This window comes from Pseudomonas canadensis (assembly GCF_030980095.1).
Lineage (GTDB): Bacteria > Pseudomonadota > Gammaproteobacteria > Pseudomonadales > Pseudomonadaceae > Aquipseudomonas > Aquipseudomonas canadensis.
The window spans coordinates 86,061-109,366 of sequence record NZ_CP133298.1; the positions used below are offsets into that span (position 1 = coordinate 86,061).

Below are 23,306 nucleotides of genomic sequence, written 5' to 3' on the forward strand. Positions count from 1 at the left end.
ATGTTCCATTTTGTAATTTGACGGTGGGGTCACAAAGGGTACGTTACACTGTTGCATTATCGTCTTCAGTGTAATGTCTTCCGCCATGAAATCTTTGTACTTCGCCTTTGTATTTCTTCTGCTCGCAGGTTGTGCCAGCGGCCTGCGCCTGGACACCAGCCATCCTTCGGTGAACCACGACAACCGCGTGCAGTTCGTGATTGTCCACTACACCTCCACCAACCTTGAACGCTCCCTGGCATTGCTTACGCACGGCCAGGTCAGCAGCCATTACCTGATCGGCGACGACGCCTCCGGCACCATCTACAAGCTGGTGGATGAAAGCCAGCGCGCCTGGCATGCCGGCGAAAGCGAATGGATGGGCCGCACCTGGCTCAACTCCAGCTCCATCGGTATCGAGATCGTGAACCCTGGCTACAAGGACACCCCGACCGGCCGCTTGTGGTACCCGTACTCCGAAGCGCAGGTTAAATCTCTGGTGGTATTGCTCAAGGACATCAGCAAGCGCAACGGCATCGACCCCAAGAACATCATTGGCCACAGTGACATCGCACCGTTGCGCAAGCTGGACCCGGGCCCATTGTTCCCTTGGAAACGCCTGGCCGATGAAGGGTTGGGCGTGTGGCCGAATGCCCAGGCTGTTGCGCGGTTCCAGATGCAATACGCGGCGGAGCTACCGAGCATTACCTGGTTCCAGGAAGAATTGGCCCGTTTGGGTTACCAGACGCCTCAGACCGGGGAGCTGGATGTCGCCACGCGCCATGTCATTGCGGCGTTCCAGATGCATTTCCGGCCGTCGCTGTTTGACGGCACACCGGATGCGGAGAGTGCCGCAATCCTGCGTGCGTTGAATCGAACTTAAAGCGGCAACGCCATATAAAACTGAGTGCCCTGCCCCGGCCGCGAATACACGCCCATGCGGCCGCCGTGCAGTTGCACGATTTCCTTGCAAAGCGCCAGGCCCAGGCCGGCGCCGCCTTTCTTGCGGCCCACTTGGACAAAGGGTTCGAAGATCCGTCCCTGCTGCCCATAAGCGATGCCTTCGCCGTTGTCCTCGACGCTGACAATCACTCGCTCACCATGACGGCGCGCCTGCAGGCGAATCTGCCCACCCGCCGCCGTGTGGCGCAGGGCGTTGCCCAGTAGGTTGTCCAACACCCGCTCAAGCTGTGCCTGGTCTGCATACAACCGAGGCAGGTCGGATTGAGCTTCCACCAGCAATTCGATGTTCTGAGCATTGGCCGGCTCTACGAAGCGTGCACGGGCGTGCTCCAGCAGGTCAGTCACATCGCACGGCCCCAGCGTTAGCTTCTGCAGACCGTTCTGGTAGCGCGAGAAATTCAGCAGATCATTGATCAACTGCATCAGGCGCTGCATTTCTTCATTGACCGTATCCAGCAAGTCCGCTTCACGGGACTCGGCCGGGAACTTCGCACGCTCGCGAAACAGCCCGAATGCCATGTGCATGCCGGTCACCGGCGTACGCAGCTCATGGGAGGCGCGTAATACGAACTCGCTGCGTACCCGTTCGAAGGCGCGTTGTTCGGTGACGTCGTGCAGCACCATCACTGCGCCGAGGATATGCCCCTGGGTATGGCTCACCGGGGTCAGGCTGTACGTCAGCAGGCGCAGCTCGCCTTCCACTTCCACTTCCAAATCGTCCGGTGCCCGCTCCAGGTTGCCGCCGCGCAGTACCAGTTGCAGTTGCTCATCCAGCTCGGGGCGTGCCAGTGCTTCGCCAAGACCTTGACCGAGGCGTTCCTCGTCCCAGCCCAATTGACGCTGGGCCACGGGGTTGAGGTGTTCCAGACGGCCTTGGCGGTCAATCATCAGCAGGCCATCGTCGATGCTGTCAAGTACAGCTTGCAGACGTTGTTGGCCGGCCAGCAACTCATCGACATTGGTTGCCTGATGCTGGCGCAACGCTTCGGCCATGATGCCGAAGCGGCGTGTCAGCTGGTTCATTTCTGCTGCGGATGAGATCGGCAGCGTGACCTCGAAATCGCCCTGGCCGATCTTGTCGGCGGCTTTGGCCAGAGCTTCGATCGGCCCGCCGAAGCGCCGGGCAATGCCATGGGCGGTCACAAACCCGATGATCAGCACTGCAAGCCCCACCAAGCCCAGCAAGCCGGCGATCAGCAACGCGCGCTCACGTGATTTGTGCTCGCTGTTGCTGATGTTCTCTAACGCCTGCTTGTGTTCGTTGATCAGGCCGTTGCGCAACTTATTGAAGGTTTCGGTGAGCTTTTCCTTGGAGCCTGGAGGAGGCGTCGGTTGCTGGGATTCGTCAAAGGCGTCCAGCAGATCCTGATACTGGCCTCGGGCCTTACTGAACCCAGTCCCGCGATTGTCGCGCTGCTCATGGGCGATGCCCTGGTCCAGCAGGTCGAAGTAGCGTTGCTTGGAGGCTTGCAGTGCCTCAGGGTCGGGGCGCTCCTCCAGCATCATGATCAACTGATCACCCAGGCTTTGGCGCAGCTTGAGGCCCAGGTCCAGGGTGATGAAGTTGCTGCGAATCAGGGACTCCTGGGTCTTGGCCATTTGCATGACGCTCACCAGGCCCAGGATCAAGCCCAACAGGGCAACGGTGATCAGCGCTGAGATGCTCAGGAATAACCGAGTGCGCAGCTTCATCGCTAACTTCATAGGGTACAGCTCACAGGTTGTACTGTTTGCGTTTGCGGTACAGGGTCGACGCGTCGATACCCAGGGTGCGAGCCGCCTGGTCCAAGGTGTCGCTAGTGGCGAGCACGGCGCCGATATGGGCTTTTTCCAACTGATCCAGGCTGAGCGCCGCGCCAATGCGTGGGGCGTTGTTTCCGGGTTGTTCGGCCATGCCCAGATGGGTGATTTCCACCTTCTCTTGCGGGCAGATAATACTGGCGCGCTCCACCACGTTGCGCAGTTCGCGGATATTGCCCGGCCAGCGGTAGTTGAGCAGTGCTTCGCGCGCTTCATCGCTGAAGCCACGCGCCGGTCGGGCGTATTCCTTGACGAAGCGCGCCAGGAAGCGATCGGCCAGGGTCAGGATGTCCTCACTGCGCTCGCGCAGCGGCGGCAAGTGCAAGGTGATGACATTGAGGCGGTACAACAAGTCTTCGCGGAAGCGGCCGTCGCGGACCATGTCTTCCAGATTCAGGTTGGTGGCTGCCAGGATACGCACGTCAGCACGGCGAGTGACCGGATCGCCCACCCGCTCGTATTCCTTATCCTGAATAAAGCGCAGCAACTTGGGTTGCAATGTGAGGGGAAAGTCGCCGATCTCATCGAGAAACAGCGTGCCGCCGTCCGCTTGGTTAACGCGGCCCAAGGTACTTTCGCTGGCGCCGGTAAACGCACCGCGGCTATGACCAAACAACTCGCTTTCCATCAGTTCTGCGGTCAGCGACGGGCAGTTGATGGTGACGCAGGATTTTTTCGAGCGCTTGCTCCAGCCGTGTATGGCGCGGGCGAGTTCGCCTTTACCGGTACCGGATTCGCCCAGGATCAGAATGTTGGCATCGGTGCCGGCCACTTGGCGCGCGGTTTCCAGTACCACCATCATTGCAGGGCTGTGGGAATCGAGGCCGTCTTTCGGCTGGCGCACTTCGCCTTCAAGGGCTTCGAGGCGTGCGGAGAGTTGACGTACTTCCAACTGCTTGGCGGTGGCGAGGCGCAGTTGATCAGGGCTGCAAGGCTTGACCAGATAATCGGCAGCGCCGGCCTGGATCGCATCAACGGCGGTATCGACTGCAGAGTGGGCGGTCACAATCACAACACGCATCCACGGCGCCTGAATGCGCATCTGGGCCAGTACATCCAGGCCATTGTCCTCGCCCAGGCGCAGATCGAGGAAGCATAAGTCGAACACCTGGCGCTGCATCAAGGCATCGGCCTGAGCGGCGCTGTTCGCGGTGGCTACGGTGTAGCCTTCATCTTCCAGGCAATAACGGAAGGTGCGGAGGATCGCGGATTCGTCATCCACTAAAAGAATACGGCCTTGAAGTTCCTTGGCTGATTCCATCTGTCCCGCGCTCCTTAAACTATGAATGATGGTGTTTAGTCCCGGAATAATCGGGCAAGTTGCATGGTTTATTCTGATCGATAAAAGGCAGCGTCGTGCAGCTATCTGCATCGTTGCCTACAAAGCCCCGGCTGATGGCGTTTTCATGCCGTCTTGCCACTTCGGCAGCACTCATTCCGTGTTCTATCCATTGATCCGACCGCTGGCCATCGTGCATTTCGCACGGCGCCCAGACGGGCATCGTGCAGGATGCTGGGGGTCAACCCAATCGTCAATATTCAACTCATTGATTTTATTGAGTTTTATTTTGTAAAAAAGCTGGCATGCACTCTGCAATACCTCTCCCAACGAATAATCAAAATGCGGGAGAACAGCAGCATGACTCGCCAAAGCCTCAGCCAATTGCGTGTATCGCCACTACGCTTGCAACAAGGCCTGTTTGCCAGCCTGGCCCTGATGGTCACGCTGATTGGCGGCCAGCAGTTGCAACATTGGCAGCAGAGTCAGCAGCAGATCCCCCAGTTTGAACGTCCGGCCATGACCCAAACCCATTTCCGTTCCGTTGGCAGTGTTGCTGCCGATGCAACAGCCCCGCAATTGCGGATGGTTGATCAGGAGTCTGCCCTGAGTGAACTGCCATCCCAGGAGCGTTGGGTGTTTTAGGCACCAACAGCCGCTTGTATTGAGCGGCTGCACGGCACTACCGCTGTTACCCCTATAAAAGCGTAAGGAGAATCACCATGTTGAGTTGGGCAATCACGTTTCTGATCATCGCCATTGTGGCTGCAGTCCTGGGCTTCGGTGGTATCGCGGGCACCGCCACGGGTATCGCAAAAATTCTGTTTGTGGTCTTCCTGGTGATGTTCATCGCTTCCTTCTTCTTTGGTCGTCGCGGCCGAGGCTGAACATGACGACTTTGTCCCTTAAAGCTATTGCTGCCGCCCTGCTCCTGGGCGGCAGCGGCTTGGCGATGGCCGCCAATGACGGCCAATCCCGGGCCAACGAATTGCTCAGTGCGGACCCGCAATACCGCGAAACCTGGCAAGGCGTGGTGAAGAAAGAAGAACGCCTGCCGGAATGGGTGATGAACCTGTCGGGTACGGCCGAACAAATGAATGCCGTCGAAGAAGATGGCGACAAGTACTTGGTCGGGCCGCTATGCGAAACCGCTGACACGTGCCTGAACAAACGCCTGATCGTTGCCTTCAGCCTCGACAAGGAAGATGCCTACGCCATGTTGGTGGAAGTCCCGGCCGGTCTTCCGGCGGACAAATCCCCGACGCGGCATGCCGATTACCGTTTTATCGGTAAGCCGGATGAAGGCATGCAGAAGTTGCTCATGGAGCAGCTGAAGAAAGATCCGAATTGGTATTAGGTTCCGTCTGACGCGTCTGTCGTCTGCGAAGCCTGCGTCCATAGAAAGAAGCCTCTCGCTTCTTTCTGTTTGCATCGCTCGCCAAGGGCGGTGCATGACCAAGGGGTCGGGTTGCTCTGATCAATCGGGATCGGCGTGACCTACGGGCACAGGGAGTGCCTGCGCAAGGGCCGGGTCAGGCGAAAAGCTGCGACGCAGGTTCACAAGCTCACGGCTTGCTGAACTTGCGGCGGGCTTATTTCTCTTTTGTTATGCCCTCCTTAGCCGAATATTTCCCTTCTGCTTGTTCAGAACCATTTCTTGGTATGTCCGGTCGACCATCTATCGATAAAATTTGAGGGTGCCCATAGGACATTTCCGACACTAAACGACGGAATTCCCAGACATTTTTGCCGGCGCTTGAAAGACGTCCTAATTCTCTGAGCGAGCCGGGTTTGGCCGGTTCACGGCATGTATGTCGGACAAAATGTCACATTTGAACTGACCGTTCGGACAGTTATTATGAAAAAAAGCCATGCCGATTCGGCATAGGGTAGGCGTTTACGGCATTAGACGTCGCTCCCTTGCATGGGAATAGTTGCGCCTTTTTTCGCCTGCCAGTAAGCCATTTCGGCCACGCTGCGGTGACCTTCCATGGAGGCAGATGCACACACTTTTTCGCTCTCGAGCGTTGCAGCTGGCGCATTTGCCTTAAGTTCACTTGAAGTAAGGGTAATGACATGAAGAAGGCAAAGCTAAGCCTCGCCTGGCAGATCCTCATCGGTTTGGTGCTGGGGATCGCAATCGGTGCAGTGCTCAACCATTTCAGTGCTGAAAAGGCCTGGTGGATCAGCAATGTGTTGCAGCCAGCGGGCGATATCTTTATCCGCCTGATCAAGATGATCGTGATCCCGATTGTGATCTCCTCGCTGATCGTCGGCATTGCCGGTGTCGGTGATGCGAAGAAGCTCGGGCGTATCGGCGTCAAAACCATCCTTTACTTCGAAATCGTCACCACTATCGCCATCGTGGTCGGCCTGCTGCTGGCCAACCTGTTCCACCCCGGCGCCGGCATCGACATGAGTACCCTGGGTACCGTCGACATCTCCAAGTACACCGCCACCGCCGCCGAAGTGCAGCATGAGCATGCGTTCATCGAGACCATCCTCAACCTGATCCCGTCGAACATCTTCGCCGCTGTTGCCCGTGGCGAAATGCTGCCGATCATCTTCTTCTCGGTGCTGTTCGGCCTGGGCTTGTCGAGCCTCAAGCCTGAGCTGCGCGAGCCACTGGTGACCATGTTCCAGGGCGTGTCCGAGAGCATGTTCAAAGTCACCCACATGATCATGAAGTACGCCCCGATCGGCGTATTCGCACTGATCGCCGTGACCGTCGCCAACTTCGGCTTCGCCTCCTTGCTGCCGCTGGCCAAGCTGGTGATCCTGGTTTACGTCGCCATCCTGTTCTTTGCCTTTGCAGTACTGGGCCTGATCGCTCGCCTGTTTGGTTTCTCGATCCTCAAGCTGATCCGTATCTTCAAGGATGAGCTGGTCCTGGCCTACTCCACCGCCAGCTCCGAAACCGTGCTGCCGCGCGTGATCGAGAAGATGGAAGCCTACGGCGCGCCGAAAGCCATCTGCAGCTTCGTTGTGCCGACCGGTTACTCGTTTAACCTCGACGGTTCGACCCTTTACCAGAGCATCGCGGCAATCTTTATTGCCCAGCTGTATGGCATCGACCTGTCGGTTGGCCAGCAGTTGATGCTGGTCCTGACCCTGATGGTCACCTCCAAAGGCATCGCTGGTGTGCCGGGCGTGTCCTTCGTGGTGTTGCTGGCGACCCTGGGCAGCGTGGGCATTCCGCTGGAAGGCCTGGCGTTCATCGCCGGTGTCGACCGCATCATGGACATGGCGCGTACCGCCTTGAACGTGATCGGCAACGCCCTGGCCGTATTGGTCATCTCCCGTTGGGAAGGTATGTACGACGACGCCAAGGGCGAGCGCTACTGGAACTCGCTGCCGCACTGGCGCAGCAAGGAAGCCGCGCCGGCCGCCCAAGCGACCCGCAGCTGATAGCACTACAGCTCTAAGACAAACCCCGGATAATTCCGGGGTTTGTCGTTTCTGCCAGCCCCGCTATCATTCGCTCCATTCTTCGGGGGATTCAACTGATGCTCAATGGCCTGTGGCTTGGCTTCTTTGTCGTGGCAATGGTGTCGGCACTGGCGCAATGGCTGGTCGGCGGTAACGCCGGAATTTTCGCGGCAATGGTCGAAAGCATTTTCGCCATGGCCAAACTGTCGGTGGAAGTGATGGTGCTGCTGTTCGGCACCCTGACCCTGTGGCTGGGTTTCTTGCGCATCGCCGAGAAGGCCGGAATTGTCGATTGGCTGGCCAAGGCCCTTGGCCCGCTGTTTCGCCGCCTGATGCCGGAAGTGCCTGCCGGCCACCCCGCGATCGGTTTGATCACCCTCAACTTCGCCGCCAACGGCCTGGGCTTGGATAACGCGGCGACGCCTATCGGCTTGAAAGCGATGAAGGCGCTGCAGGAACTCAACCCCATCCCCAACACCGCGAGTAATGCGCAGATCCTGTTCCTGGTGCTCAACGCGTCGTCGCTGACGCTACTGCCGGTGACCATCTTCATGTACCGCGCCCAGCAAGGCGCGGCGGACCCGACGCTGGTGTTTCTGCCGATCCTGCTGGCGACCAGCGCCTCAACCCTGGTCGGCCTGCTCTCGGTGGCGATCATGCAGCGCCTGCGGCTGTGGGACCCGGTGGTGCTGGCCTATCTGATTCCGGGCGCACTGGTGTTGGGCGGCTTCATGGCATTGCTGGCGACCCTTTCCGCGACGGCGCTGGCTGGCTTGTCGTCGATCCTCGGCAACCTCACGTTGTTCGGGTTGATCATGCTGTTTCTGGTGATCGGCGCGTTGCGCAAGGTCAAGGTCTACGAGGCATTTGTCGAAGGCGCAAAAGAAGGCTTCGACGTGGCCAAGAACCTGCTGCCCTACCTGGTGGCGATGCTGTGTGCCGTGGGTGTGTTGCGCGCTTCGGGCGCCCTGGATTTCGGCCTGGAAGGCATTCGCCATGTGGTCGCCTGGACCGGTATGGACACACGCTTTGTCGATGCCTTGCCGACTGCGATGGTCAAGCCGTTTTCCGGCAGCGCTGCGCGGGCGATGTTGATCGAGACCATGCAGACTCAAGGTGTAGACAGCTTCCCGGCGCTGGTGGCGGCGACGATTCAGGGCAGTACCGAGACCACCTTCTATGTGTTGGCGGTGTACTTTGGGTCGGTGGGTATCCAGCGCGCCAGGCATGCGGTGGGGTGTGCGTTGCTGGCGGAGTTGGCCGGTGTCGTTGCTGCTATTGCGGTGTGCTACTGGTTCTTTGGCTGAGGCTTATACCGCTTTCGCGAGCAAGCCCGCTCCCACATTCGACCGCGTTTCGTCAGGATGAACACGGTCAAATGTGGGAGCGGGCTTGCTCGCGAAGAGGCCCTCAGCGTTTCGGTGCACTATTGCCCTGCGCCACCACCCAATCCACCACCTGCTTATTCAACTGATCCCCCGCCTGCCCAAACCCGGCCACCACCGCTGGCACCTTGGTGTCGCTCACCGGCTGCCGCACCTCAAACCGTCGGCTGGCAACAATTCGCTGGTCACTGCCGCGCACCAACCGCGCATCCAGGCGAATCACCACCTCCACCGCACTGCCGTGGTATTCACTCTGGAATGCCTGCAATTGCCCGCCCAGCTCATAGTCGGACTGCAGGTTGGTATCGTCGGTGCTCAGCAGCGTCACCCGGCCATCGCGCTGGAAGCCGTCCATGAAGCGGTTGCGCAGCAGCACCGGCGACGGGTCGCTCCAGCGCGAGTTGGCATAACTGCTGATCAGGTCGCCATTGGGCACCACGGCGATGCGCGGGCTGTCGAGAAATTCGCTGGTCTGCGGCTTGTTCACACGCAGCGACCAACTGACCGGCGTGGCCTGGCTGACTGTCTGGGCCGAGGACAGGCGATACACATCCGAAGGGTCGGCCTTGGGCAGGATCGAGCACGCGCTCACCAGCGCCAAGGCCACAGGGGCTATCATTTGGTAAGCACGCTTCATGGCGTGAACTCCTTGTTCTTGTCGCTGCCCAGCAGGTAACCGCTGGGGTTGGCTTCCAGGCGGCGGGAGATGGCGCGTAGCGAACCGAGGGTTTCGCGCAGTTCGCGCACGGCCGGCGCCAGTTCGTTGAGGCCTTGCATGCCGCTGTTCACCGAGTCCTTGTTGTCTGTCAGCAAGGTGTTGATGGTCGCGGTGCTTTGTTCAAGGGATTTCATGGCCTGTTCGGCACTGCCGAAGACCTGCTTGCCTTGTTCGTTGAGCAAACCGTTGGCGTTGCGCATCAGCACAGTGGTCTGCTCCAGGGCAGCGCTCGCCTGTTTGCTCACCTGCATCAGTTGCTGCATCACCACCTTGATATCGCCGCGCTGGTCGGCGATGGCGCCGGTGGTTTGTTGCAGGTTTTCCAGGGTGTTGCTCAGGCGCTCGACGTTCTCGCGGGAGAACATGTGGTTGGCGTTGTGCAGCAGCAGGTTGATGCTGGTCATCAGGTCGTTGCTATTGTTCAGCAGGCGTGCGATGGGCGATGGTGAGGCGATGATCTGTGGCAGGTTACCGTCCTTGCCCTTGAGTTCCGGACTCTGCGGGGTGCCGCCACTGAGCTGGATGATCGAGGTACCCGTGATGCCGGTCAGGGCCAGCTTTGCCTGGGTGTCTTCCTTGACCGGCGTCTGCCCGGCCAGGCGGATACGTGCCAGGACGCGGCGCGGATCCTTGGGGTCCAGGCTCAGGCTGATGACATCGCCCACCTTGATCCCGCTGTACTGCACCGAACTGCCCTGGGACAAGCCACTGACGGCTTCGTTGAAGATCACTTCGTAGTCCTGAAAGGCGCTGTCGACGCTGGACTTGGCCAGCCACAGGCCGAACAGCATCGCGCCGACCACCACGATCACGCTGAACAGACCGATCATCACATGATGGGCTCGGGTTTCCATGTCATACCTCGTTAAGCGATTGAGCGGCATCCAATGCCGCGCGGCCACGGGGGCCGTGGAAATATTCGTGGATCCATGCGTCGTCCGTTTCCGAGACAACATCGATGGCATCGGCCACCAGCACTTTCTTCTGCGCCAGCACCGCCACGCGGTCGGTGATGGTGTACAGCGTGTCCAGGTCGTGGGTGACCAGGAACACACTCAGGCCCAGCGCATCGCGCAGGGTCAGGATCAGTTGGTCGAATTGCGCCGCGCCGATCGGGTCGAGCCCGGCGGTGGGTTCGTCGAGGAACAGGATGTCCGGGTCCAACGCCAGCGCGCGGGCCAGGGCGGCGCGCTTGATCATGCCGCCGGACAGTGAAGCCGGGTACTTGTCGGCCGCCGACAATGGCAACCCGGCCAGGGCGAGTTTCACCGCGGCCAAGTGCTCGGCGTCGCGGCGGCTGAGGCCGGCATGTTCGATCAACGGCAGCGCGACGTTTTCGGTCACGGTCAGCGAAGAAAACAGCGCGCCCTTCTGGAACAGCACGCCGAAGCGCCGTTCCACCAGGGAACGCTCATGTTCCGGCAGGCTCGGCAGGTTCTTGCCGAACACCCGCACTTCGCCTTCGCTGGGTCGACGCAGGCCGACGATACTGCGCAGCAGCACCGACTTGCCGCTGCCGGAGCCGCCGACCACCGCGAGGATCTCGCCTTTGTACAAATCCAGGTCGAGGTTCTCGTGCACGCTCTGGCTGCCAAAGCGATTGCACAGGCCGCGCACTTCAATCACCGCCTCGGCGGGCGCTCGGTGTAGACGACTCACCAGCCCATCTCCATGAAGAACAGCGCGGCGACCGCATCCAGCACGATCACCACAAAGATCGATTGCACCACGCTGGAGGTGGTGTGGGCGCCGACCGACTCGGCACTGCCGCTGACCTTAAAGCCCTCCAAGCAGCCAATGGCGGCAATCAGGAACGCAAAAACCGGCGCTTTCACCATGCCCACCAGGAAGTGCTGGACGCCAATGTCCGATTGCAGCAGCGACAGGAACATTGCCGGCGAAATATCCAGGGCCACGGCGCAGACCACGCCGCCGCCGACAATCCCCGAGAGCATCGCCAGGAAGGTCAGCATCGGCAATGCCACCAGCAGCGCCAGTACGCGAGGCAGCACCAGCAACTCCATCGGGTCCAGGCCCAGGGTTCGGATTGCGTCGATTTCTTCGTTGGCCTTCATCGAGCCGATCTGGGCGGTAAAGGCACTGGCGGTGCGACCGGCGATCAGGATCGCTGTCAGCAACACGCCGAATTCCCGCAGGAAAGAGAACGCCACCAGGTCGACGGTGAAAATAGTCGCGCCAAAACTCTTGAGCACGGTGGCACCGAGGAATGCCACCACGGCACCCACCAAAAAGGTCAGCAGGGCCACGATGGGCGCGGCGTCGAGGCCGACCTGCTCCAGATGCGCGACCATGGGCGTGATGCGCCAGCGCTTGGGACGGAAAATGCCACGGGCGAAGGTTTCGAGAATCAGGCCGATAAAACCCAGCAGTTTCTTGCTGTCCTGCCAGACGGTGTCCACCGCCCGGCCAATGCGCGCCAGCACCTGAATGCCAGCGGCTTCTTCCGGTGCTTTGTCCGGTACGCAAAAATCATTCAGGGAGCGGTAGACGGTCTTGAGCAGTGCGCGGTCGGCGGCAGACAAGCTGCAGTCAGTCTGCTCGGCAGATTGCTCGATGCGGGTCGGCCCCAGCAACTCCACCAGCAACGACGCGCCGGCAGTATCCAGGGCACCGAGGCCGTTGAGATCGATGCGCGCGCCGGCGTCGTATTGGCCGTCGAGCTTGTCCGACAGCTTCTTTAGGTTGGCATAGTGGGCAAGCGTCCAGTCCCCCGTAATCCTCAGCTGTGGCGGGGTGGTGGACGTATCGAGGTGGGCTGCACCGGCCGTCGTAGGGGGGGTCATAAGCTCCGAGCTTGTTTGGCTATCCACAATTCCTACGTAATAGCACGAACCTGCCTACTTTGGGTTGTCCGTTTGTGCTGAGTCCGTCACTTTGAAGCGCAGCACGCCGATTACCTGCCCGTCTTCAGTCAGCACGCGTACTTGCCAGCGACCCACGGCGTCGCCGGGGAAGTTCTGCTTGTGGGTCCAGGCGCGGTAGCCCTCTTTGCGTCCGCCATGGATATCCAAGGCGATGCGGTCGACCTCTTTGCCGTTGAATTGCCACACATGGTAGATGCGCTCATCCAACCCGCGCGGCGCGTTGATCGCGGTGTAGGCATACAGCCCGCCGCTGCGCAGTTGGGCGGCGGTGACTTCCTTGAGGTCGTCGCCCGGCGTGCGGTCTTGCAACTGTGTGCTGATGGCCACTTCAGTCATCCACAAGGTGGCCGGTGGCACCCAACTGCGCAGGAACCATCCGGCGCAACCAATGGCGGCCGTGACCCCGAGCAACATCGCCCAGCCTTTAAGGCTGCGTAGCGGCATGCTGACGGCCAGGCTCGGAATCGACAACGCCATGGCCACGCCGAGGGCCAGCTTGTAACTCTCGGCCGTGGTCAGGTGCAGGATGATCGGCAGCGCGGTGAGCAGCGCGGCGAACAGTGTGAAGGTGTGCAGCGCGAGGAACAGTGAACGTTTGGGCGCCAACCATTTGTAGTACAGCGGGTCGACAATCGACACCAGCGCCGCCGCGCCGAGCAGGCCGGTAAAAATCGATTGGCCGCTGTTCCAGGCGGTGGTGATGAAAAAGAACGGCAGCACAAAAAACAGACTTTCCTGATGGATCATCTGGGTTGCATAGCGCAGTAGCGGTTCGGGGATTTCGCGCTTGAAGACCTTGGTGAACAGCTGGGTGAAGCTGTTTTCCAGCATCAGCCACAGCCAGCTCACCAGCATGATCACTGCGATCCAACTGGCCATGCCCTGTTGGCGGTCCACCAGGATGAAGCTGCCCACACCCGAGATGAAGCCGCCGAGTGCAATCACCCCTGGGTAGCGCTTCATCAGCTCGAGAATGCGCTGGATTACGTGGGTCAGGTTTGGCATCTGGCGGTTCGCAGTCTTTGTAGGAAAAAATCCTAGACAGAATAACGTCTTAGTCCGTCGTCCGTTGCGTCATTACGCGATCCGTTTGCGATAAAGCCGTACGCCGATCAACACAAAGGCGATCAGCCCTAGGACACCGGCGCCGATCCAGCTCAGCAGGTCGTAACTGAGCAGCGGCTTCTCGATACGCCAGTAGCCGGGTTGCTTGAACACTTGGCGCATGGCCTGGTTGGTCTGGTCCAGACTCACGGCCTTGATGCGTTTGACCGGGTCGCTGAAGTGGCCGTTGTTGTAATCGCCGGAAGCGCTCCAGTAATAGTCGGCCAGTGCGCTGTTGCCCTGCACGGCCCAGGCCTGACGGGCGACGGCGGCCTGTTGCAGGCGGGCGAATACCGCCGGGTCGAGACCGTCTTTGAGCAGCTGCGCCCTGAGGTCCTGGAGCACCTGTTCGGCTTCGGGGAGATTTTCCCGCTCAAGGTCGGCATTCAGGCTGAGGAAGCCGACGCCGCCGAGCACTTCGCGTTCGCTCCACGGGCCGTAGGACAAGCCGTGCTTGAGGCGCAGTTGGCGGTACAACGCCCAGTCGAGGTAGTCCTTGAGCAGGTCGTAGGTTTCATCATGCCCGTCGTCCATTACTGGCTCAGGGAGCATCCAGTGCAGTTTGGCGCTATCGCCGACCCAGCCGTGGATCAGTTCGCGGTGGGCGGCGGCGGCATGCTGGATTTCCGGGAGTGCCGGGTGTTCCGTGGGTTCGACCGGGTCGAGCTGGCCATAGGTACGTTCCAGATAGGCCGGCAGCAATTTGTCGAGGTCACCGACGATGATCAGGGTCATGTTGTTGGGCGCGTACCAGTTTTTGCGCAGGTTCTCCAACTGGTCGCGAGTCAGATGGTCGACCTCGGCGCGTTCGGCGCATTTGAGGCCCAGCTCGACGGCCAGTTGATTGCTGGCGGTGTGGCCTAGATCCTGGCGGTCCAGCAGGCGTTGCAGGTGTGAGTAGTGGCCGCCGTCTTCGCGCTCCACCACCCGCTTGGCGGCGTCGATATTGGCGTCGGTCAATTCGGTGCGGGTGAGGATCGCCAGCAGCAGGTCCAGCACCTTGCGCTGGTTTTGCGCGGGCGCCTCGATCACGAAGGTGGTGTCGGCGTTGCTGGTATAGGCGTTCCACTCGCCGCCCAGGGCTTGCATGCGGTCTTCCAGCTCACCTTCTCCACCGCCGTCGATGCCGCTGAACAGCAAGTGTTCCAGCAGGTGCGGCAGCTCTTTGTCCTCGCAACTGAAGTCATCCAGACCCACGCCCACCACCAGGCGGATCGCCACATGCCCACGTTCGGTGCCCGGCTTGAGCAGCAATTGCAGGCCATTGGGCAAGGTGTAACCCTCGACTTGCAGGCGGTCAAAGGCAAAGGCATGGGCAGAGCCCATGAGCAGACAGGCGAACAACAGGCGACGCATAACAAGCTTCCTGGCGAGTGAGGTCAGTTTTAACTGACTTCGCGGGCCATAGTACGTTCAGGGCGAATGTGTGATGTCGGCAATATCTTCGGCGGAGAGCGCGCCGGTGTCGGACGTTTCCAACACTACATAAGCACTGCTGCAAAACAACGAGTTGAGGCGTTTCATGTCCGCAATCAGCTCCAGGTGTAGGGAGCTGGTCTCCAGACTCTGTACGATTTTTCTCTGCAGGCGACTCACGTGCGCGTGGGCCAGGCGGCGTTCCTGGGCGCGGAATCGGCGTTTTTCGCGCAGCAATTGGCGGGCACTTTCCGGGTCGGCGCTGAGGAACACCGACAGGCCCAGGCGCAGGTTGGCGATCAACTGACTGTGCAGGCCGGTGAGTTCTTCCAGGCCCACTTCCGAAAACTGGCGACGCTGGGAAGTTTTCTGCTGCTGAACTTTGCGCAGCATGCGTTCGATCAGGTCGCCGGCCAGTTTCAGGTTGATCGACAGCTCGATGATTTCGGCCCAGCGCCGGCTGTCCTGCTCACTGAGGTCTTCGCGGGGCATTTGCGCCAGGTAGAGCTTGATCGCGCTGTACAGCGATTCGACGTCGTCGCTGAGGCTGCGCATTTCCTGGGTGATGGCGGTCTGTTTGCCGCGCAGCACTTCCTGCATGGCGGTCAGCATGTTGTCGATCAGGTCGCCCAGGCGCAGGGTTTCACGGGCGGCGTTGGCCAGGGCCAGGCTTGGGGTGCTGAGTGCCGTCAGGTCCAGATGGCGCGGCTTGGCTTTGCCGTTGACCTCTTCACGCTCGGGCAGCAGCCAGGCGCACAGTTTTGCCATCGGGCCGATGGTGGGCAACAGGATCAGGCAACGGCTCACGTTGTAAAGCAGGTGGAAGGTGATGACCATGCCTTGGGCGCTGTAGTCCAAGCCATCCATCCACAGCACCAGCGGGTCCAGCACAGGAATGATCAGCAACAGGCCGATCAATTTGTACAGCAGGCTGCCCAGCGCGACCTGGCGCCCGGCCGCGTTCTGCATGCTGGTACTGAGGAAGGCCAGCACGCCGCTGCCGATGTTGGCGCCGATCACCAGGCCGATCGCGACATGCAAGCCGATCACGCCTGCGCCGGCCAGAGTCGCGGTCAGTAGGACGGCGGCCAGGCTGGAGTAGGAAATCATCGCGAACAAGGCGCCGACCAGGGCGTCGAGCAAGATGTCGCCGGTCAACGATGCGAACAACACTTTCACGCCTTGGGCGTGGGTGATGGGGCCGGCGGCTTCCACGATCAGTTGCAGCGCAAGGATGATCAGCCCGAGGCCGATCCCCACGCGTCCCAACTGCCCTGCCCGCGTTTGCTTGCGCGACAGGAAGAAAATCACCCCAAGAAAAATCAGCAGCGGCGACAGCCAGGACAAATCGAACGTCAGCACCCGCGCCATCAACGCAGTACCGACATCGGCGCCGAGCATGGTCGCCAGGGCGGGCATCAGGCCCATGAGGCCCTGGCCGACGAAGGAGGTCACCAGCATCGCCGTGGCGTTGCTGCTCTGCACCATGGCCGTCACCAGGATACCGGCGATAAACGCCAGCCAGCGCTTGGACATGTTCTGCCCGATGACTTGGCGCAAGTTGGAACCGTAGACCCGCAGGATGCCGGTACGGACGATGTGCGTGCCCCAGATAAGCAGGGTCACGGCGGAAAGCAGATTGAGCAAGGTCAGCATGCTCGGCCCCCCGTGTGGGTGCGCTCTAAAGTGAGCGAAGGAAAGTTGCCGCGTGCCGCTCTACGTCTTGTACTTAAGCTGTAGTTGGCGAATGGGCTCTGCGCCAGCATCGCATAGCTAAAGTGGGGATTGAAACAAAACTGTCATGAAATCAACTTTTTGTGGATGCAAAAAAGGGGCTTAAAAAGCCCCTTTTTGTCTGGCTCGGGTTTATTGACCCGGAATGTCTTTGCGCAGTTTCACCGGATCCTGCTGTTTTTTCTTTTTCGCGATGGCGGTGCGCATCTTGATGTTCACCGCTTCCACCGCCAGCGAGAACGCCATGGCGAAGTAGACGTAGCCTTTTGGCACGTGCACATCGAAGGATTCCGCGATCAGCACGGTACCCACGACCAGCAGGAACGACAGCGCCAGCATTTTCAGCGACGGGTGCTTGTCGATGAACTCGCTGATGGTGCCAGCAGCCAACATCATCACCAATACCGCCACGACAATCGCCGCGACCATGACCGGAACGTGGGACACCATGCCGACAGCGGTGATGACCGAGTCCAGGGAGAACACGATGTCGATGATCGCGATCTGGATGATGGTGTAGATGAACTTGCCACCGGCGCCCTTCGGCTCGTCGTGGGTTTCGTCTTCACCTTCCAGCGCGTGGTACATCTCCTGGGAGCTTTTCCACAGCAGGAACAGGCCACCGAAGAACAGGATCAGGTCGCGACCGGAAATGCCTTGGCCGAAGACCACGAACAGGTCGGCGGTCAGTTGCATCACCCAGGTGATCGACAGCAGCAACAGAATGCGCGTGACCATGGCCAGCGCCAAGCCGAAGATCCGGGTGCGCGCCTGCATATGCTTGGGCATGCGGCTGACCAGGATCGAAATCATGATGATGTTATCGATGCCTAGGACGATCTCGAGGGCCGTCAGGGTGAAGAAGGCAATCCAGATTTCCGGATTGGTCAGCCATTCCATGTGTATTCCTTTGAGCGAGTGTTAAACCGCGCAAGCTGCAGCGCCGCGCGGTTGGGTGTTTGGATTATAGAGTGCTGAACAGCGGAATAATCCCCATCAGCAAAGCGGCGACCATTATGCACAGGCACACCAGCACTGCCCACTTGAGGGTAAAGCGCTGGTGATCGCCAAACTCGATACCCGCCAAAGCGACCAGCAGGTAGGTCGAGGGTACAAGCGGGCTCAACAGGTGCACAGGTTGGCCGACGATCGACGCACGTCCCATTTCTGCCGCAGTGATGCCGTAGTGGCTGGCGGCTTCGGCGAGTACTGGCAATACGCCGTAGTAGAACGCATCGTTGGACATGAAGAACGTAAACGGCATGCTCACCAGCGCGGTGATCACGGCCAGGTACGGGCCCAGCGCGTCAGGGATAACGGCCAGCAGGCTCTTGGACATGGCATCGACCATGCCGGTGCCCGACAGGATGCCGGTGAAGATACCGGCCGCGAAGATCAGCCCCACCACCGCCAATACGCTGCCGGAGTGAGCGGCGACGCGGTCTTTCTGCATCTGCAGGCACGGGTAGTTGACGATCATCGCAATACTGAACGCCACCATGAACAGCACCGGCAGCGGCAACAGGCCGGCGATCAACGTGCACATCAGGGCGAACGTCAGCGCGCCATTGAACCAGATCAATTTCGGGCGACGAGCGTCCGGGAATTGCGACACGCTGATTTCGCTGTGGTCGATCTCGTCGCCTTGCAGGTGCAATTCACCCAGGCGTGCACGTTCACGCAGGCCGTACATGTAGGCAATCACCAGGATTGCGACGACGCCGGCGGCCATTGCCGGGATCATCGGTACGAAAATGTCCGATGGGTCCACATGCAACGCACTGGCGGCGCGGGCGGTCGGACCACCCCAGGGGGTCATGTTCATCACGCCACCGGCGAGGATGATCAAGCCAGCCATGATCCGCGGGCTCATGCCGATGCGCTGGTACAGCGGCAGCATGGCGGCCACGCAGATCATGTAGGTGGTGGCGCCGTCACCGTCGAGGGACACCACCAGGGCCAGCACAGCGGTGCCGACCGAGACTTTCAGCGGGTCGCCCTTAACCATCTTGAGGATCTTGCGCACGGCCGGGTCGAACAGGCCGGAGTCGATCATCAGGGCAAAGTAGAGAATGGCGAACATCAGCATCACGCCGGTCGGCGCGAGCTTGGTGATGCCCGCGAGCATCATCGGACCGATCTCCGGCGCGAAACCGCCGAACAGCGCGAACAGGATCGGCACAATGATCAGGGCGATCAGCGCGGACAGGCGCTTGGTCATGATCAGGAACATGAACGTGATGACCATGGCAAAGCCAAGGAAAGTCAGCATAGGAATACTCCAGGCGTAGCGCGGCTAGGGAATGGCGAACCGAGGGGGTCAGCGCAGAACGAAAGGCACGAGGCGTACGGGTGGAGTTGGGGCGAACAGGCGGGTACGAGCGGACATCGGGAATCACCATTGTTGTTGTTAACAGCCGGTCTGTTGCCGGCAGTGGGGGCGATCCTAGACGGGTAAGCTTTCAGCCAGCTTTCGCTGGATGAAAGGCTGATGAAGGGTTACTCGGCGTTTCAGGGCAGCTCCAGGCCGCCCGCCGCCTTGTGCAAGGCCCGCAAATGCTCGCCTACCTGCTTGAGATTGGCTTCGCAGGCGGCAATCTCGGCGGAGCGCGAAGGGTCCAGCAGCGCCCTCACCTCTTTATCCAACTCGCCAGTCAGTGATTGCAGTTGCTTCTGGCGCTCGGCGCTTTCCGATTCCAGGCGCTTGGCTTCCGAAGGCTGCGGCAGGCCGTAGCCGCCGCTGCCCAAGAGTTCTGCCGGACGGCTGAGGAAGCCGCTGTTGGCGAGGATCTGTTGCAGCGTAGCGTTGGCTTTCTCCATGCCGCCGTTTTTCAGCTCGCGGGCGCCGAGGTAGCGTTGTTTGACTTCGTCCTGGGCCAGCATCAACTGCTTGCGAAAACTCGCCTGTTCAAGCAGCAGTAATGCGGCGCTGGTGCGCAGATCGGCCTGGCCGAACCACTGGCGGCGCTCCTCTGCGCTGAGGGACAGCCAGTCTTCGACCTGGGTCTGCTGGATCGGCAGATGCTTGCGCAGTACATCGAACATCGCTTGGTAGCGTTCGCGGAAGGAGTCGAAGTGATAGCCCAGGCGTAACGCCCGGCGTTTGTCGTCCAGTACGCTGGTGTCGGCCAGGCCACGAGCACTCAATACCTCAAGCAAACCGTTGGGGGTTATGTTGTCCAGGCCGGTCAGTTGCGGGTTGGCGCTGCCACTGCGTAACAGTTTCAGGCTCTCCACCGCACAGTTGTTGGAAATGAAGAAGTAATTACCGTCGTAGCTCCAGTGCATCTCGGCGGCATGCTCGACGGTGTCGTTGATTTCCTGGCGGGTCAGTTTCAACGGCACGGAGGCCAGGCCGCGCAACTCGGTCTTGGTGTACTCGTCGATCACTTGCGCCAACGGCAGGACAAACAGGCGCGACGGGTATTTGCCGACCAGGCCGTCCCAGCTCGACAGCTGTACGTCACCGACAAACGCGCGGTAGGACAACACCAGGTGCTGGTCCAGATCCAGCCGACAATCCGGACCACGCGGACGGCCTGGCGCGCAGATCACCAGGCGCAGCATGCTGTGGCCCCAGCGGCTCACCAGGTTTTGGTTGGCTTCGGCCAGCAGGTAGTCGATTTCGTAGACGCGCTCCGGGTCGACATGGCCCAGCGGCGTCTTGGCGAAATCGTTGCCGGCGTTCAGGAACGCATAGGTGTTGGCGCAGGTTTCTTGGTTCGGCGGCGCCCAGCCAAAGTGTTCTTTGTAATAACGGAACAGCGAGGGACGGCGGCAGGCGTAGCTCGGGTCAAGCAGGAAGTACTCCATGTTGACTGCGACGAATTCCAAGGGGCTGGTGGTTTCGTAGATGTCCGGGCTGCGCGCGACCTGATGGTTGTTCTGTTCGCGTCCGCCACGACGACCGACGTATTGCGGCCAGCCGGCAAGGTCCAGCAGGCGTGGGTCATCGCTGAGGGTAAAACGTCGGCCATTCTGGCCACGGCATTGATCAGGCAGGCCGATCAGGCCGGTGAGATTGTTCTGGCGGCTGCAGCGGTTGATCAGTGCGCGGTCTGCTTTGGACCAGAGGCGCGCACGGTCATAAATGTGGGTCAGTTCATGCAGCACGGTGGCGAGCATCTCGCGTCGCACGGTGCCGTGGGGGCGATTGGTTTTCTGGGTGGCGGCGGTGCCGTCGGTCAGGCTGGCGAGCAGGTTGCGGTTGAGGTCCAGCTCGGACACCAGGGAAGCTTGCCCGTAGGCATTCTCGGGCATCTTGTCGGTCCAGCCGACATCGATGCGCCGGTCCAACTGCTCGACGAAGCTAGGCGGTAAAGCGCGCATCGCTTCGTCGAGCAACGCCTGGCTGGCCTGCAGTTCAGCAGGGCTCAAGCCATCGGTCTTGAGCCGCAGTTGCAGGCCGGCTTGGGCTGCGCTGGCACACAGCAGCACAACCCCGGCCAGGAGCCAGGCGGCAATTCGCCTCACAGTGCGAGAATAGCTTCGGCGAGGGTCTGGTCACTGGCGTCGCGGGCTTCCGGCAGACGTGTGCGCAGGGTGTCGAAGGCGGCTTCCAGGCGTGCGCCACGGATCTCGCCGTTGGTGGCGACGAAGCTGGCAGCGTCGTCGTGGGCCTCGCGCACGACTTTGGAGTCGCGTATGGAGGTGGTGGTGTCCGAGGTGAAATCAATGGTGCGACCAGAGGCGCGAACAATGATGTTACTGGTGGCCACTAGGGTTTGTGCCTGGGCAACGTCGGCCAATAACAGCAGGCCAAGGGCGGCGGCGATCAGCGGGCTACGCATGAGATGACTCCAATGAAAAAGATGGAATACAAAGATGATTATTGGACGAGAATTGCTTGCGCCAGTTCAAGGTCGCTGGCGTTAAGTTTTGGTTGGCTGCGGCGCAGATAATCCAGCGCGGATTCCAGCCGTGCGCCCCGCCATTGGCCGTCAGTGGCGATAAACGCAGCCGCGTCGTCCTGGGCGGCCATAATCACTTTTCTGTCGAAGGGCGCGGACGTCACCTTGCTGGTGGCGTACGCACTGGCGACGGTGCTTTGGGTGCTCAGGTCGAAAGCCGAAGCCACGGGCGACCAGGCGCCACAAAGCAATAGTGGAACTATTAAAAGGCGGTATGAAAAAGCCATGGGACTCGACAACTTAAAACGAGCGCCAAGGCTAGCGTAATGCCCGGGCGAGAGCCAGCGCCCAGGCATCAGCCCTGTATTCAGATCGCCAGGATGGCCTGGGCCAACTGTGCGTCAGTCGCGGTGTTCAACTGCGGCGCTTGTTGGCGAATCTGTGCCAGGGCACTCTCCAGTTTCACGCCACGGATGGCGCCTTCACTAGCAACAAAGCTGGCGGCGTCGTCACGGGCGGCGCGCACGACTTTATTGTCGCGCAGGGACGACGTGGCATCGGAAGTAGCGTCGGAGGTGGCTTTCAGCGCGCCGACGATGGAGTCGGTGGTCACGATGAAGCTGGTCGCGTTGGCGTTGGCAGCCAGGGCCAACAGGGCGGCGGCACTCAGCAGGCGAAGACGGGACATGGGATGACTCCTGTAGATGAACGGATAAGGTGGCGCAGGGCAGCCATTGGGGATCAGACGCCCGTACTACGCGGTTCGCCACGTGGTGACTGGATATTAAGCCGCCGTTTATCCGTTCGGGAAGCGTCTTGACTGCCTAGTCACGCCAGAACGGTTTGGACAGCTCGTTCATTCGGTCGCCAGGACTGATGCCCAGGTCGGACAGTTCACGGCTATCAAGCTGAGACAGTTGGCGCCGTTCATAGGCCTGGCGTAGCCATTTGGCGAGGATCGAAGCGGCTCGACTTAACAACCGCTTATAGCTGTGGGATGGCGTGTCCATGGCGTGCACCTTTCATGAGGTCTTGGAACACCATGTTCAGCGAGGGGATGTGACCGATACAGATGCACTGGAGTTAAATTGTACTGCTTAACTGTTGTATTTTTTAAACTGTACCTGTCCACGAATTGTGTCACTGTTTTCCGTTGAAAACCCAAGCCCCGAAAACAACAAAGCCCGCCTCCGATTTCCCGGGGCGGGCTTTGCTTTGACAAATCAGGGTGCTGGCGGTGGACCCGGTAGGTCAGGGCCAGCGAGCGCTAAATCAGCGCCAGAACGGCTTGCTCAGCTCTTCGTAGCGTTGAGCTTCGCTGATGCCTGCGTCAGCCAGCAGACGCGAATCCAGACGAGCCAGTTGGTGGCGGCTGGAGATGCGGCGCTGCCACAACATCAGGTTGGCGATAACGCGCAGAGGCAGGGAGGCCTGGGTGTTTACAGCTTTTTCTTCGAAGAACAGATCGGAACTGAGTGTACGTTCCATGATGACATCCTTCCGCTTGTGGCGGGATTAGGTAGTGGTTTAACTGATGCCAATGATCCTCTTCCGACGCAAGACTCTCTAGATACAGTTCCCCTGTATTGTGAGGGGCCAGTTAACTGTTTATGGGTGCTGTACTGTACAGAAATGAGGCAACTGTACCTATCTGCACTGAAGTGGTGCGAAACTGGTGTTTTCGTAGTGATGTGTGGGATATTTCGGTAGGAAATGACCGGTACAGCAGTACAGTTTTTTGCAGAGATGGCGTTGAGGATGCCG

General features: G+C 60.1%; 23 protein-coding genes. 6 read left to right on the top strand and 17 right to left on the bottom strand.

What is annotated here, in order from left to right; all coding sequences use genetic code 11:
• Positions 1–85 precede the first annotated feature (85 nt).
• On the top strand, positions 86–862 hold the full coding sequence (locus RB216_RS00430) for an N-acetylmuramoyl-L-alanine amidase (RefSeq protein ID WP_122686963.1): 777 nt from the start codon (positions 86–88) through the stop codon (positions 860–862).
• Here RB216_RS00430 and RB216_RS00435 read toward each other — a convergent pair.
• Entirely contained in the window at positions 859–2,646 is a 1,788-nt protein-coding gene (locus RB216_RS00435) for a KinB sensor domain-containing domain (protein ID WP_236318435.1), read from the bottom strand. The two genes, RB216_RS00430 and RB216_RS00435, sit on opposite strands and share 4 nt — an antisense overlap.
• Positions 2,647–2,656: 10 nt before the next feature.
• Positions 2,657–4,003, bottom strand: coding sequence for a sigma-54-dependent response regulator transcription factor AlgB (gene algB / locus RB216_RS00440; protein WP_016978797.1), 1,347 nt, complete (start codon positions 4,001–4,003; stop codon positions 2,657–2,659).
• Between the two features lie 378 nt (positions 4,004–4,381).
• On the opposite strand from algB, the gene RB216_RS00445 reads away from it, so the two are divergent.
• The 5 genes from RB216_RS00445 (at position 4,382) to RB216_RS00465 (ending at position 8,757) form a co-directional block, all read left to right on the top strand.
• The gene (locus tag RB216_RS00445; protein WP_028618658.1) at positions 4,382–4,666 is read left to right on the top strand and encodes a hypothetical protein; all 285 of its coding nucleotides are present in this window, start codon (positions 4,382–4,384) and stop codon (positions 4,664–4,666) included.
• Positions 4,667–4,743: 77 nt separating this feature from the next.
• Positions 4,744–4,908 (top strand): DUF1328 domain-containing protein, encoded by a 165-nt coding sequence (locus tag RB216_RS00450; protein WP_003170804.1) that lies wholly within the window; start codon positions 4,744–4,746, stop codon positions 4,906–4,908.
• A 2-nt stretch (positions 4,909–4,910) separates the two neighbouring features.
• On the top strand, positions 4,911–5,378 hold the full coding sequence (locus RB216_RS00455) for an inhibitor of vertebrate lysozyme family protein (RefSeq protein WP_016978799.1): 468 nt from the start codon (positions 4,911–4,913) through the stop codon (positions 5,376–5,378).
• Between the two features lie 719 nt (positions 5,379–6,097).
• Complete coding sequence (gene gltP / locus RB216_RS00460; RefSeq protein ID WP_028618660.1) at positions 6,098–7,429, top strand: glutamate/aspartate:proton symporter GltP; 1,332 nt, start codon at positions 6,098–6,100, stop codon at positions 7,427–7,429.
• A gap of 98 nt (positions 7,430–7,527) precedes the next feature.
• Entirely contained in the window at positions 7,528–8,757 is a 1,230-nt protein-coding gene (locus RB216_RS00465; RefSeq protein WP_016978801.1) for a spore maturation protein, read from the top strand.
• A 103-nt stretch (positions 8,758–8,860) separates the two neighbouring features.
• Here RB216_RS00465 and RB216_RS00470 read toward each other — a convergent pair whose 3' ends face one another.
• The 15 genes from RB216_RS00470 to RB216_RS00540 form a co-directional block, all read right to left on the bottom strand.
• Entirely contained in the window at positions 8,861–9,472 is a 612-nt protein-coding gene (locus tag RB216_RS00470; protein WP_028618661.1) for an ABC-type transport auxiliary lipoprotein family protein, read from the bottom strand.
• Positions 9,469–10,407: an MlaD family protein gene (locus RB216_RS00475; protein ID WP_028618662.1), complete on the bottom strand. Its 939-nt coding sequence runs from the start codon at positions 10,405–10,407 to the stop codon at positions 9,469–9,471. Before RB216_RS00475 ends, RB216_RS00470 begins: the two co-directional genes overlap by 4 nt.
• A gap of 1 nt (position 10,408) precedes the next feature.
• Positions 10,409–11,212, bottom strand: coding sequence for an ABC transporter ATP-binding protein (locus RB216_RS00480; protein WP_028618663.1), 804 nt, complete (start codon positions 11,210–11,212; stop codon positions 10,409–10,411).
• Positions 11,209–12,357: an ABC transporter permease gene (locus RB216_RS00485; RefSeq protein ID WP_308908181.1), complete on the bottom strand. Its 1,149-nt coding sequence runs from the start codon at positions 12,355–12,357 to the stop codon at positions 11,209–11,211. The genes RB216_RS00480 and RB216_RS00485 overlap by 4 nt, the downstream gene beginning before the upstream one ends.
• Before the next feature lie 54 nt (positions 12,358–12,411).
• On the bottom strand, positions 12,412–13,443 hold the full coding sequence (locus RB216_RS00490; protein ID WP_028618665.1) for a DUF5924 family protein: 1,032 nt from the start codon (positions 13,441–13,443) through the stop codon (positions 12,412–12,414).
• 72 nt (positions 13,444–13,515) lie between these two features.
• Entirely contained in the window at positions 13,516–14,898 is a 1,383-nt protein-coding gene (locus RB216_RS00495) for a M16 family metallopeptidase (protein WP_308908182.1), read from the bottom strand.
• Positions 14,899–14,955: 57 nt separating this feature from the next.
• Positions 14,956–16,614 carry a Na/Pi cotransporter family protein gene (locus RB216_RS00500; RefSeq protein ID WP_016978808.1) on the bottom strand — a complete coding sequence of 553 codons (1,659 nt, stop codon included), beginning with the start codon at positions 16,612–16,614 and terminating at the stop codon, positions 14,956–14,958.
• 210 nt (positions 16,615–16,824) lie between these two features.
• Entirely contained in the window at positions 16,825–17,592 is a 768-nt protein-coding gene (locus RB216_RS00505; RefSeq protein WP_014716354.1) for a TerC family protein, read from the bottom strand.
• A 64-nt stretch (positions 17,593–17,656) separates the two neighbouring features.
• Positions 17,657–18,964, bottom strand: coding sequence for a CitMHS family transporter (locus tag RB216_RS00510; protein ID WP_028618667.1), 1,308 nt, complete (start codon positions 18,962–18,964; stop codon positions 17,657–17,659).
• A 239-nt stretch (positions 18,965–19,203) separates the two neighbouring features.
• Positions 19,204–21,165, bottom strand: coding sequence for a DUF7844 domain-containing protein (locus tag RB216_RS00515; RefSeq protein WP_308908183.1), 1,962 nt, complete (start codon positions 21,163–21,165; stop codon positions 19,204–19,206).
• Positions 21,162–21,482: a DUF2388 domain-containing protein gene (locus tag RB216_RS00520; RefSeq protein WP_028618669.1), complete on the bottom strand. Its 321-nt coding sequence runs from the start codon at positions 21,480–21,482 to the stop codon at positions 21,162–21,164. Before RB216_RS00520 ends, RB216_RS00515 begins: the two co-directional genes overlap by 4 nt.
• Before the next feature lie 38 nt (positions 21,483–21,520).
• The gene (locus RB216_RS00525) at positions 21,521–21,829 is read right to left on the bottom strand and encodes a DUF2388 domain-containing protein (protein ID WP_122730166.1); all 309 of its coding nucleotides are present in this window, start codon (positions 21,827–21,829) and stop codon (positions 21,521–21,523) included.
• Between the two features lie 80 nt (positions 21,830–21,909).
• Positions 21,910–22,230 carry a DUF2388 domain-containing protein gene (locus RB216_RS00530; RefSeq protein ID WP_028618671.1) on the bottom strand — a complete coding sequence of 107 codons (321 nt, stop codon included), beginning with the start codon at positions 22,228–22,230 and terminating at the stop codon, positions 21,910–21,912.
• A gap of 136 nt (positions 22,231–22,366) precedes the next feature.
• Positions 22,367–22,552 carry a DUF1127 domain-containing protein gene (locus RB216_RS00535; RefSeq protein ID WP_028618672.1) on the bottom strand — a complete coding sequence of 62 codons (186 nt, stop codon included), beginning with the start codon at positions 22,550–22,552 and terminating at the stop codon, positions 22,367–22,369.
• Between the two features lie 262 nt (positions 22,553–22,814).
• Entirely contained in the window at positions 22,815–23,030 is a 216-nt protein-coding gene (locus RB216_RS00540; RefSeq protein WP_010168694.1) for a DUF1127 domain-containing protein, read from the bottom strand.
• Between the last annotated feature and the right edge of the window lie 276 nt (positions 23,031–23,306).